At 62.3% G+C, this 11,296-nt stretch carries 9 protein-coding genes and 1 pseudogene; 7 read left to right on the top strand and 3 right to left on the bottom strand.

The window, feature by feature from the left end:
• From CIT25_RS32820 to CIT25_RS32805, 4 genes and pseudogenes are all read left to right on the top strand, one after another.
• Nucleotides 1-1,422 (top strand): annotated as a pseudogene (locus tag CIT25_RS32820) (DUF5801 repeats-in-toxin domain-containing protein); the annotation flags it as partial.
• A 78-nt stretch (nucleotides 1,423-1,500) separates the two neighbouring features.
• Nucleotides 1,501-3,282, top strand: a complete 1,782-nt coding sequence (locus CIT25_RS32815; RefSeq protein WP_095489274.1) for a type I secretion system permease/ATPase — start codon at nucleotides 1,501-1,503, stop codon at nucleotides 3,280-3,282.
• The gene (locus CIT25_RS32810; protein ID WP_095489212.1) at nucleotides 3,279-4,628 is read left to right on the top strand and encodes an HlyD family type I secretion periplasmic adaptor subunit; all 1,350 of its coding nucleotides are present in this window, start codon (nucleotides 3,279-3,281) and stop codon (nucleotides 4,626-4,628) included. Before CIT25_RS32815 ends, CIT25_RS32810 begins: the two co-directional genes overlap by 4 nt.
• Nucleotides 4,629-4,740: 112 nt before the next feature.
• Nucleotides 4,741-5,634 carry a LysR family transcriptional regulator gene (locus CIT25_RS32805; protein ID WP_095489211.1) on the top strand — a complete coding sequence of 298 codons (894 nt, stop codon included), beginning with the start codon at nucleotides 4,741-4,743 and terminating at the stop codon, nucleotides 5,632-5,634.
• Nucleotides 5,635-5,692: 58 nt separating this feature from the next.
• On the opposite strand, the gene CIT25_RS32800 is transcribed toward CIT25_RS32805, so the two are convergent.
• Nucleotides 5,693-6,031: a winged helix-turn-helix transcriptional regulator gene (locus CIT25_RS32800; RefSeq protein WP_065008584.1), complete on the bottom strand. Its 339-nt coding sequence runs from the start codon at nucleotides 6,029-6,031 to the stop codon at nucleotides 5,693-5,695.
• Between the two features lie 15 nt (nucleotides 6,032-6,046).
• Between CIT25_RS32800 and CIT25_RS32795 the strand changes: the two genes are divergently transcribed.
• From CIT25_RS32795 to CIT25_RS32785, 3 genes are all read left to right on the top strand, one after another.
• Nucleotides 6,047-7,090, top strand: a complete 1,044-nt coding sequence (locus CIT25_RS32795; protein WP_245330101.1) for an NAD(P)-dependent oxidoreductase — start codon at nucleotides 6,047-6,049, stop codon at nucleotides 7,088-7,090.
• Complete coding sequence (locus CIT25_RS32790) at nucleotides 7,083-7,496, top strand: GFA family protein (RefSeq protein WP_095489209.1); 414 nt, start codon at nucleotides 7,083-7,085, stop codon at nucleotides 7,494-7,496. Before CIT25_RS32795 ends, CIT25_RS32790 begins: the two co-directional genes overlap by 8 nt.
• A 206-nt stretch (nucleotides 7,497-7,702) precedes the next feature.
• Entirely contained in the window at nucleotides 7,703-8,356 is a 654-nt protein-coding gene (locus CIT25_RS32785) for a hypothetical protein (RefSeq protein ID WP_095489208.1), read from the top strand.
• A gap of 84 nt (nucleotides 8,357-8,440) precedes the next feature.
• Here the strand turns inward: CIT25_RS32785 and CIT25_RS32780 are convergent, their stop codons facing one another.
• Complete coding sequence (locus tag CIT25_RS32780) at nucleotides 8,441-10,225, bottom strand: ABC transporter ATP-binding protein (protein WP_095489207.1); 1,785 nt, start codon at nucleotides 10,223-10,225, stop codon at nucleotides 8,441-8,443.
• Nucleotides 10,225-11,295, bottom strand: coding sequence for a glycosyltransferase family 2 protein (locus CIT25_RS32775; protein ID WP_095489206.1), 1,071 nt, complete (start codon nucleotides 11,293-11,295; stop codon nucleotides 10,225-10,227). Before CIT25_RS32775 ends, CIT25_RS32780 begins: the two co-directional genes overlap by 1 nt.
• Nucleotide 11,296 lies beyond the last annotated feature (1 nt).

Below are 11,296 nucleotides of genomic sequence, written 5' to 3'. Positions count from 1 at the left end.
ACGGACGGCGACGACGACGTCGTGTCGTCGCAAAGCGCGAGCTCGGGGCTGTCGCTGACCTTCAACGACACCGATCCGACGATCACGGCACCGTTCGACGGTGACCAGACCGGTGCCCCCGGAACCCCCGAGACGCTGGCTAACACGCTCAACGCGTCGGCTACCGGAGCCTTCGGGTACGACATGACGGACAAGCACACGGCCGCAGAGTATGCGGCGGGTGTTAGCGACTTTGTCGATACCAACGGTGCTTTGGCGGGCACCCAGATCGCGCTGACCGGCACGGTCGACAACGCGCAGAACCCGAATATCACCCAAGCGGTCGCAACCCGCACGGCTGAGACCGATACATCTGCGTCGTTTGCCTTCTCGTTCCACTACGACAAGGACCCAATCACGGCTGGCGTGCAGGACGCTACGGCGGGCGGCACGCTTGTCTTCGACAAGGCTGCCGACACCTACACCGTCACCCTGACCGACGTGATCGACGGGTTCAGTTTCGACGTGCTTCACACCAGCGAGTTGGTGGCGAAAGCGCCCACCGGCAACACGGGACACCCGCTGATCGTCGCGGAGCAGCTGACGCCGAACGGCGATCCGGATCCGTTCTTCGTGCAGTTCACCGCAAACTCGACCACCCAGCAGATCGGCTTCGGGTTCAACTCGACCGGCGACGGAGCGACCGTTGGTGACACCACGTTCAACAACGGAGGTGCCACCCACGACATGATCACCAACGCCCACGAAGACTGGGTGTCTGCAACCCGGGCGACAAACGGGGTCGCCGGTGACACGATCCAGAAGGGTGAAGTGCTGACGTTGCGGTTCTTCCAGGAGAACATCCTGGGCGACGTTAACCCGAATGCTCCCGAGGGCGGCACCGAGAGGCTTGACCCGACCACATCTGCCAGTGGGGTCGTGATCAAGTTCGACGGCATCGGCAGCAGTGAGGACCTGGTCCTGATCCTCGATCTCAGGGACGCCAACGGCAATGAGATCACCAGGGCCGTCAACGTGCAGAACTCGGACCTGATCAAGGGCAACGCCAATGTGCCCTCCCCGTACAACACCGAGTTCACGCTCGATAACAACGATGCCCTCCTGATCTTGGAGAGCAACGACTACAATGATGGCACCGAGACGTTCCAGATCCAGGGCGTGCAGATCATGCAGAGCGCCAATGGGCTGGAGGGTACCGCCATCAACCTGAACGGGGCCATCGGATCGGGCGGTAACAGCAATGCCACCTCTGGTCTGACGGCATGGGACACGACCGATAACGACGTCCTGAAGATCGTGGACATCGGGTTTGTGCAGCAGACCAGCGGGACGATCAGCGCCGACCTCGTCTTCGCCTTCAACGTGGCGGACGCGGACGCGGACCAGACTTTGACGCAGCAGATACTTGTTGACGTCGCCTGACACTTGACCAAACGGGGGCAGCCAATGCTGCCCCCGTACTGCCACCCGCGATCTGTTGCACGAGATGTCATCCAAATGATGAAAACCAACCAACAGCCCCCTGCCCTGCAGGTGGTGATGAAAGAGGCCCGACGCGCCGTCAAGCCGCTTATCTGGTTCAGCGCCGGTATTAACATGCTGATGCTGACCGGGGCGCTGTACATGCTCCAGGTCTACCACCGCGTGTTGGGCAGCCACAGCACGGAGACACTGGTGGTGTTGACGTTGATGGCGGCGACGGCGCTGGCGACAATGGCGGCACTGGAAGTCGTGCGCCAGCGCCTGCTGGCCAAAGTCGGAACGTGGATGAACGCGCGGTTGGCGCCTGTTCTCCTGACCGCATCGGTAGAGTACGCGGCCGCCGCGCCCGGTCAGGTTACCTCCCGCCCGCTGCGTGACCTCGACCAGGTGCGGAATTTCTTCACCAGCCCGAGTATCTACCCGATCCTTGACGCGCCTTGGGCACCGATCTTCTTCGCCGCTATCTTCCTCATGCACCCTTGGTTGGGCTGGCTGGCGTTGTGTGGCGGGATTGTATTGTTCGCACTGGCGTTGCTGAACGAGTACACCACACGCAAGCCGCTGACGGAGGCCGGTAGCGCGCAGTCGCGGGCTTACACGCAGGCTGAGGCCGTGATCCGCAACGCCGAGGTCGTGCAGTCTATGGGCATGTTGAAGCCCCTGCTCGAAATTTGGAAGGTCCACCAGGACGAGGCGAACGAGGGACATTCCCGCGCCAGCAGCCGGGGCGGCACCATCTCGGCCATCGCGCGCTCCTTCCGTCAGGCCCTCCAGATCGCCATCCTCGGCCTCGGCGCTTATCTTGTATTGCGGAACGAGGCTTCCGGCGGCATCATGATCGCCGCCTCCATCCTGATGGGCCGCGCGTTGGCCCCGGTCGAACAAGCGATCGGCACGTGGAAGGCGACGGTGGGGGCCCGCGACGCCTACAAACGTCTCGTCGCAGTCGCCGGACAGCACCCGGAGGCCACGCCGGCCTTGCCGTTGCCGCGCCCGAAAGGTAAGTTTGAGGCCGAGAACATCGCACTCGCCCGGCAGGGCGGCGGCGAGCCGATTCTGAAAGGAATCAGCTTCCAACTCAACCCGGGCGAAGTGATGGCGTTGATCGGCCCGAGCGCGGCCGGCAAGACGAGTCTGGCGCGAGTGTTGGCCGGCGCTTGGCGCCCATCCGCAGGCCGCGCGTTGCTCGACGGCATGGACGTCGCCCAATGGGCGGCGGAGGACCGGGGCCGTCACGTCGGCTACCTGCCGCAAGACATCGAGCTCTTCGCCGGTACCGTCTCCGAAAACATCTGCCGCTTCGCGACGCTCAACCCCGCGGTCTTCAAGCACGTGGTCAACGCCGCGCAGCTGGCGGGCGTCCACGAACTGATCAAGGGGCTGCCGAAGGGTTACGCCACCGAGATCGGCGAGGCGGGCGCGGTGTTGTCGGGCGGACAGCGCCAGCGCATCGGGCTGGCGCGGGCACTCTACGGCGACCCGGCGCTCCTTATCCTCGACGAACCCAACTCCAACCTCGACAAAGAGGGCGAAGACGCACTGGCCGCCGCCATCGGTATCGCCAAGGCCACGAAAACGACCATCATCTTGATCGCACACCGCCCGAACATCATGGAGAAGGTCGACAAGGTGTTGGTCCTCAACCGCGGCCAGCAAGACCTCTTCGGCCCGCGCGACTATGTCTTCAACGAACTCGCCAACCGCGCCGGCAAGGTGGCCCAGATGCCAAAGGCAGCCCAGCTGCCAACCCTCGAAGTGGTCAAGGAAGTCAAAAAAATTAAAGAGGTCAAAGAAGCATGAGCCGTTCCCCAGAATTGAACGTCGTGCCGTTACCCGTCCCGCCACCCTCCGTGCTGGAACCGGTACCCCTGCGTCTCACGGGCGTGACGTGCACCGGGTTCGCGATCATATTCCTGTTCTTCGGCGTGGCGGGGGGTTGGGCGGCGCTGGCACCGTTGGACAGCGCCGCAGTGGCTCCGGGCGTTATCAAGGTCGCCGGCGACCGCAAGCTCATCCAGCACCTCGAGGGCGGCATCATCGCGGAGTTGAACGCCGCCAACGGTGATATCGTCAAGGCGGGCAAGGTCCTCATCCGACTCGACAACACACAGGCAACGGCGCAGCTTGACCTGATCCAGAACCGGATAGCAACGCGTGAGGCGCTGGCCGCGCGTCTCAGGACTGAGCGTGACGGCAAGGCCGAGATCGAGTTTGATCCGGCGTTGCTCGCAGACCCCGCCACCGCCGTAAAGGACGCGGTGGCCGCACAGCGTGACGTGTTCGCGGCGAAGCACCACAACTTGAAGGACGAGCGGGAAATTCTCAGCCAGCGCCGTCACCAGACCGAGGAAGAGATAACGGGACTAGAGGAACTTATCGTCACCGAGGACAAGCAGATCGAGGCGATCGAGGGTGAAACCAAAGACCTTGAAAGTCTGCTCAAGAAGGGGCTGACCACCCGCGAGAGGAACCTGTTGCTCAGACGACAACAGCGGGTGGTAGAGGGGGAGCGCGCTACCAACGTCGCGGCAATCGCTCGTGCCAGAAGCGCCATGGCCGAGATTGAGATGCAAATTTTGAACCTCAACACAGTGCGGCTGAACGAGGCCGTCGAGGAGTTGAGCAAGGTCGAGGCGGAGTTGTTTGACCTCAGACAGGAGGAGCGTTCCGCCAAGGACGTGCTTACCCGTACCAATGTCGTCGCCCCAGTTGACGGCATCGTCATGGACCTGAAGGTCCACACGGCGGGCGGTGTCGTGAAATCCGGTGAGACATTGATGACAGTCGTGCCGCTCGGACAACAACTCGTGGTCGAGGCTATGGTCAAACCAGAGGATGTCGAGACGATCGCCCCCGGACAGCCCGCGCGTGTCAGCTTCCCGGCCTTCGCCCGCTACAACCTGCCGCCACTCGACGGCGTCGTGGAGATCGTGTCGGCCGACCGCATGGTGGAGGAGCGCAGCGGCGCACCGTATTTCGCCGCAACCGTGTTGATCGACAAGAGCGAACTCGCCAAGCTGAAGGGCCGTAAACTGCTGCCGGGCATGTCGAGCGAGGCGCTGATCCGGACAGGTGCTCGCACCGTGCTTTCTTACCTCGCCGAGCCGATCACGCAGAACTTCCGCCGAGCCATGCGGGAAAAATAGGCCGCCCAACGTCTTCTTCATCTGACCAGATAAAAAAACCGGCCCCGCGCTTGTGCATGGCCTTGCAATTAAGTGCCTGAATTGGGCATTAAGTTATGAGGTGGATTCATGAATGGCGCGCACAAACGTCAACGACCTTCTTGCCTTCCTGGCTGTGGCGAAGGAGCGAAGTTTCACCAGGGCGGCCGCGCAACTCGGCGTTTCGCAGTCGGCGCTCAGCCATACGATCCGGGGGCTTGAAGAGCGGCTCGGGCTCCGGCTGCTGACCCGCACCACACGCAGCGTCTCTCCGACGGAAGCGGGCGAACGCCTGCTGCAAAATGTTGGCCCCCGGTTTGATGAGATCGAGACGGAGCTTGCCTCGCTGAGCGAGCTGCGCGACAAGCCCGCCGGCACCATTCGCATCACGGCTGGCGAATACGCGGCCGACACGGTCCTCTGGCCCGCGCTGGCGAGGCTCCTGCCGGACTATCCCGACATCAAGGTCGAGATCATCGTCGACTACGGCCTCACCGACATCGTCGCGGAACGCTACGACGCCGGCGTCCGTCTCGGCGAGCAGGTGGCAAAGGACATGATCGCCGTGCGCATCGGGCCTGATATGCGCATGGCGGTCGTCGGCGCGCCGTCCTATTTCGCCAGGCGCAAGCCACCAAAGACACCGCAGGATCTGACGGCGCACGACTGCATCAATCTGCGGCTGCCGACCTATGGCGGACTCTACGCCTGGGAGTTCGAGAAAAACGGGCGCGAGCTCAAAGTGCGGGTGGAAGGGCAGTTTGTCTTCAACACCTCTGCGCTCAGGCTGAACGCGGTGCTGGCCGGGTTTGGGCTGGCGTACCTGCCCGAGGATCAGGCGCGGGCTCACATTGCGGAAGGGCGCCTTGTCCGTGTGCTCGCCGACTGGTGCCCGCCCTTCTCGGGCTGTCACCTCTACTATCCGAGCCGAAGGCAGAACTCGCCGGCCTTCGCCGTGCTCGTCGACGCGCTGCGCTTTCGCGACTGAAAGGAGAGGCCGCCGCTCGCGCGGTTGATACTAAACCGACGCGACGCCGATGCCCGCGTCAGGCCGCTTTACGCTGGGATTTCCATGTCTCGTGGTGCTTGCCCCAGGCCGACATGACAGTCACCGCATCGTTCAGACTAAAGCCGAGCGGCGTGATCGAGTATTCCACGCGCGGCGGCACCTCGTCATAAGCGCGCCGGCTGATGAGCCCGTCGGCTTCCATCTGCCGCAATTGCTGCGTGAGAACCTTCTCGCTGACGCCAGGTAGCAACCGGCGCAATTCTGCAAAGCGGTATGGCCGCAGGTGCAGTTCCCATAGCAGCGAGGTTTTCCACTTTCCGCCGATGGCCTGCAACGCGGCAGCAAAACCGCAGCTGTCTGGTTCCTTGCGCCTCATTTGGCAGCTCCTGTCATGATGGCGATAGCTTACCTCAAGGTGCGTACTTCTCAATGCAGCAAGAATTTATATCTTCGGATCGAGCGCGCCAAACATAAAACGGACCCTCGTCGAGAGGGCCATCAGTCTATCGGAGAAGTTATTATGACATCAAATGTCTGCGTGCTCGGCGCGGGCCGAATGGGCTCGTCCATTGCTCGAACGCTGCTCGATCGCGGCTACACAACGTGGGTCTGGAATCGGACCGCGGCAAAGTGCGAGCCATTGGCGGCCCTTGGCGCCAAGGTCGTCCCTTCCGTGGAGGCTGGCATCCAGGCGGCCGAAATCGTGATCATCAATGTTCTCGACTATGCCGCCAGCGATGCTTTGCTGAAGCGGGATGGCATCGCTTCGGCATTGGCCGGCAAAGCCGTTGTGCAACTCACCTCCGGCTCGCCGCGTCTGGCACGGGAAGAAGCGCGCTGGGTGGAGGCGCATGATGCCGGCTATCTGGACGGGGCGATCATGGCCACTCCGGATTTTATAGGCAAACCAGAGACCGCGCTGCTTTATTCGGGTTCCCGCGACGTTTACGAGAAGCACAAGTCCCTGCTGTTCGCGCTCGGCGGCGGCACGAGCTATGTCGGCGAGCTGCCTGGCCAGGCCTCTGCGCTCGATACCGCTCTGCTCACCCAGATGTGGGGCGGGCTCTTCGGGGCACTCCAGGGCATGGCTGTCGCCGAGGCTGAAGGGCTCGACCTGGAGACGTTCAGGAGCCATCTTTCCGCATTCAAGCCAGTCGTCGATGCCGCTCTGTTCGACGTGGTGGATAGAACAAATGCGCGCCGTTTTGCCGGCGACGACGCAACCCTCGCCTCATTGGGTGCCCACTACAGCGCCTTCCAGCACCTGCTTGAGGCATGGGAGGAGCGAGGTCTCGACGCGGCTATGCCGCGCGCCATGGATATGATCTTTCGACAGGCGCTTTCGCGCGGGCGCATGGAAGATGATTTCGCATCTCTCGCGCCCCTGTTTCGAAACGGCTCGCCGCGCCTGAGCCGGGAACCAGCGAATGCATAGCGGCAAGACGAGAAGAACCGCGACCTGCTCGTGCCGGGGCGTGGAGCTTGTCCTCGCCGGAGAGCCGCGACGCGTCTATGCGTGCAGTTGCCTGGAGTGCCAGCGATGTACCGGAACGGCGTTCTCGTATCGGGCGATCTACGCCGACTCCGCCCTTGTCGGCCTGAAAGGCGAGACCAGATCCTGGCGCAGAACCGGCTCGTCGGGGCAATGGTTGGAGCAGACATTCTGCACCACGTGCGGGTCGGTCGTTTTCATGCGGGCAGAAGGGCTGAAGGATGCCATGTCGGTATCGGTCGGTTGTCTGGAGGACCCGGAATTCCCGCCCCCGATCATGCTCCATTGGCCTGCCCGAAAGCATAAATGGCTTTGTTTGGAAGGCGTGCCCGAAGCAGCCGCCTCTTGAGGAGCGGATCACCCAGAGCAGCGCGACACTTGGCTTGCGGCAGGGCGGATAGCTGCCGCGGACGACTGCGACCCGAAGGCTCCCTTGCAACACTTTGCACTCCTCGACGTTCTCCCTCGGCTTCGCCCGGTGGGCTGCGGAAAACCGGCAGGCCGATCATAGTCGCCTTTGGTCGCGTTGTGGTTGGGCCGGCCAAGGAGGACGCAATGACGAAAGAGAGCAACAACACGCAGCAAGTTCTGCAGTGCATGACAACCGAGCACTTCGTGCTGCAGACCGCCCGCGCAGCCACGATTCAAGAAGCGAACCAGCGCGCCAATCTGTTCCTCACGTCGGTCTCAAGCGTAACGATCGCTCTGTCATTCGTCGCGCAAGTCACGGAAATGGGTATGCCTTTCGTGCTGTTCAGCCTGATCCTGCTGCCTTGCCTGTTCTTCATCGGTCTGGTCACCTTCGTGCGCGCCGTGCAGGTTGCGATCGAGGATATGGTGCACGCTCGTGGCATGGCGCGGATCCGGCACTATTACGTCGAAATCGCGCCAATCATGCAAAAGTACCTCATCCATTCCACGCATGATGACCGCTCGGCGGTGCTCGTCGACAAGGGCTTCAACCCGTCGCCCCTGCAGTATTTCATGACGACCGCAGGCATGGTGAGTACGATCAGCGGCGCGATCGCAGGCGTCTTTACGGGCATAGTGGCAACATCGGTAATCGGCTCGGGAATGTCGCTCGGGGTTATTTCCGGAATTTTGGCTTTCGTTACAAGCATCCTGCTGCTGCGGCATTACCACGCCCGAGCCTGGGCGGCGGCCGAGCAGAAATTGATGACACTTTTCCCGGGCGTGCCCGGCAAATGACGTCACTCAGCCCTGCTCGCCCCTACGCCGGTTGCAGCTGCCCGCGGCAAGACGCGACCGCGCCAGGCAGAATCGCAGCCCTCGTCAGTCGAGCGGTTCATGCTGATAGAGCTCATCCATGCTGAGCGATGCCAGAGCGGCGAAAGGCGCCTGCTTTTTTACACGCCCGCCGCTCAGGATCACCACGTCGTCGCAGAACGAGATGGTGCTGTGATGATGGCTGATGACTATGGTCGTGCGGCGGCCTGCCCTCGATTTCAAGGTTTCGACGATTGCCGCTTCCGACAGCCCGTCCACCGCATTGGTGGCTTCGTCCAGGATGAGGATGTCGGGATCGCGCACCAGAGCTCTCGCCAGTGCGATCCGCTGCCGCTGTCCCGCTGAAAGATTGACGCCCCTGTAGCCGACGATCGTCTCGTAGCCTTGCGGCAAATGTTCAATGAATTCATGTGCTTCGGCCAGCCTCGCAGCGCGCTCGGCGTCGCCGGCCGACGCCTCGTCCTGCCCGTAGATTATGTTTTCAAAGATGGTGCCATCCACCAGTTCCAGGTCCTGGCTGGCAAGCGCGATATGCCTTCGCCATTGGCTGGGATCGATCTGGTCGAGGGGTGATCCATCGACCAGAATTCTACCGGTATCAGGTTCGACAAAGCGGCACAGGAGATTGACGATTGTCGTCTTGCCCGCGCCTGACCGGCCGATCAGCGCCGTCGAGCGGCCGCTGCGGATTTCGAAAGCCGCCGAATGCAGCACCACGGCGCGCCGGTCCTTGCCGGAATAGGTAAAGGTCACGTCATCGAACTTGATTCCCTGGCCCAAGCCGCGAAAGAGTCCGCTGCCTTGCGGAGGTTCGGGCTTGTCGGATGGATCCAGCATCCAGACCACCTCTTCAAGCGATCCGCTCAAGCCCTGCAACTGGCTCCAGGCCATTTGCAAAGCCCGCATATACGGCTGCAGCCTGTAGAGCAGGATGACGAACGCGACGATCAACGGGAAACTCACGCCCACGAACCAGGCGCCGATCACCACCGCCAGAAACAGCATCGCGTGGAGGACCTCGGTCAGCGGCGGCAACGCGCCCTGACGGGTAAGCAGGACGAAAGCAGCGCGGCGAACCCCATCCGATGCCCGATCGAATACCGCCTTCTCGCGGCTCTCCTGTCCGAAAATGCGGATCAGACGCCCGGCATGCACGAGGTGGAGCATCTGCGAGGCGAGATCACTGTTGCGCGAGGCGACGCTGCGGCTGGGCGCCTTCAAATTGGCTGAGAGCACGGCGTGCGCGATCTGAACGAGGACCAGCCCCAGCGTGACCAACAGCGTCATCTGCCAGGAAAGCAGGAGCAGAAAGACCAGCAGGATGATTGCAGCCGAGGCGCTGACGATGGCCGCCAGCATGATCTGGATCGCATCCGATGCCCGCCAGGATTCGTTGGAGATGATGTTGAGCAGCCTTCCGGGGCTTTGCTGGAGGAAGAATGGGTAACCCACCCGCAGCAGCTGCTCCGACAGCGCGCTGCGGATCGAATGGCTGGCTTTGCCATAGATGAAAGTCGTCAGCAGCGTGTTTGCGAAGGCGAAGATGTTCTTCAGGACGATTGCGCCGAGGATGGCGGCCGAGATGACGATCAGTCGGTTGGCCTCGCTCAAGTCAGATCCGAAGTGCTGGAAGACAGCCGAGAAGCCAGCCATACCAGCTTGATCCCCCTGCCCCATGATGATGCCCAGCAAGGGGATGATCAAACCTATGCCGAAGCCTTCAAGGGCGGCGCTGACAAGGCCGAGAAGCACCACGGCGGGAAGCAGGCGCAACTGCTTCCTTCCAAGCGCGCGGCGCAGCATCGGCAGGCTCGGCGGTACCAGTCGCATTATGGCGTATTCACCCTCGCCTCGGCATTTGCCTGTTGATCCTGTGCCTGTTGATCCTGTGCTTGTTGATCCCGCCGCACTTGCGGCGCCTGCGGCCATCTCGCCAGCAAAAGCACCGCGAACTTGGCCGCGCCGAGCATATTCATGACGACGATCGGCCAGTGCGACAGCTTGAGTTCGCGATCGAACGCAGGACCCTTCACCAATTCCCGGAATGCCGATCTGACTGCCCAGTAGAAATGGCGAAGCAGCCAGGGCGCACGGCGAATATGTTTCAGGCACAGCCCGCCATTGCCCATGCTGTAGTCGCGGTGGAGTTTTTCGATGGCTTTGCGATCTCGCCGGCCGTGATGGTGGAAGATCGTCATATCAGGCACATATTCGACCGGGATGCCGAGCAGCACCGCTCGCACAAGGTAATCCGTATCTTCCGCGGAGCGCAGCGGGCCGCCGGCGCCGAACCGCTCGTCGAAAAGCCCGATACGGGCCGCAACATCGCGGTGCATCGTCATGTTGCATCCCAGCACAAAGCCGCCGGGATGAACATCTGATGTAAGCCGCTCGCGGACCGGCGACCGCTTGATCGTGAACGGCAGATCCCTGGCATCGCCGATCTCGACGCGGCCTCCCCGGACGACCCGTTCCCCGGTCGTATAGTGTCGCTGCAAATCGCTGAGGTAGTCACCATGGACCTGGCAATCATCATCGACGAAGACCAGCACACGGCCTCGTGCGCGCGCCAGGCCGGCGTTGCGGGCCGCCGCCAATCCGGGTCGTGGCTCGCAAATAGCCTTCAATGGAATGTCCGACAGTTCGGCGATGCTGGCCAGGCGCTCTGCCGTGCGGTCGGTCGAGCCGTTGTCGACAACCACGAGTTCGGCCGCGAAGGCAGGACGGGCACGGCACGCGGCCTGGATCGACTTGATGCAAGGCTCAAGCACCGCAACGCGGTTGCGTGTGCAGACGATGAAGCTGACCTCGGGCGCTGGTCCATGCTGCGACCCGACCGAAATGGGCGCAGGCATCGTCGCGCGGTTGTGCTGCAGAAGCTGGTGGGATTTGACTGTCATT

The organism is Mesorhizobium mediterraneum (assembly GCF_002284565.1).
In the GTDB taxonomy this organism is placed as follows: domain Bacteria; phylum Pseudomonadota; class Alphaproteobacteria; order Rhizobiales; family Rhizobiaceae; genus Mesorhizobium; species Mesorhizobium mediterraneum.
The sequence above is the reverse complement of the archived record's forward strand: the minus strand, read 5'-3'. Positions and strand labels throughout refer to the sequence as shown.

Excerpts from the sequence above, each read along its gene's own strand:
- CIT25_RS32815 (WP_095489274.1), top strand. The coding sequence starts at position 1,501 with ATGAAAACCAACCAACAGCCCCCTGCCCTGCAGGTGGTGATGAAAGAG.
- CIT25_RS32810 (WP_095489212.1), top strand. The coding sequence starts at position 3,279 with ATGAGCCGTTCCCCAGAATTGAACGTCGTGCCGTTACCCGTCCCGCCA.
- CIT25_RS32805 (WP_095489211.1), top strand. The coding sequence starts at position 4,741 with ATGGCGCGCACAAACGTCAACGACCTTCTTGCCTTCCTGGCTGTGGCG.
- CIT25_RS32800 (WP_065008584.1), bottom strand. The coding sequence starts at position 6,031 with ATGAGGCGCAAGGAACCAGACAGCTGCGGTTTTGCTGCCGCGTTGCAG.
- CIT25_RS32795 (WP_245330101.1), top strand. The coding sequence starts at position 6,047 with ATGATGGCGATAGCTTACCTCAAGGTGCGTACTTCTCAATGCAGCAAG.
- CIT25_RS32790 (WP_095489209.1), top strand. The coding sequence starts at position 7,083 with ATGCATAGCGGCAAGACGAGAAGAACCGCGACCTGCTCGTGCCGGGGC.
- CIT25_RS32785 (WP_095489208.1), top strand. The coding sequence starts at position 7,703 with ATGACGAAAGAGAGCAACAACACGCAGCAAGTTCTGCAGTGCATGACA.
- CIT25_RS32780 (WP_095489207.1), bottom strand. The coding sequence starts at position 10,225 with ATGCGACTGGTACCGCCGAGCCTGCCGATGCTGCGCCGCGCGCTTGGA.
- CIT25_RS32775 (WP_095489206.1), bottom strand. The coding sequence starts at position 11,295 with ATGACAGTCAAATCCCACCAGCTTCTGCAGCACAACCGCGCGACGATG.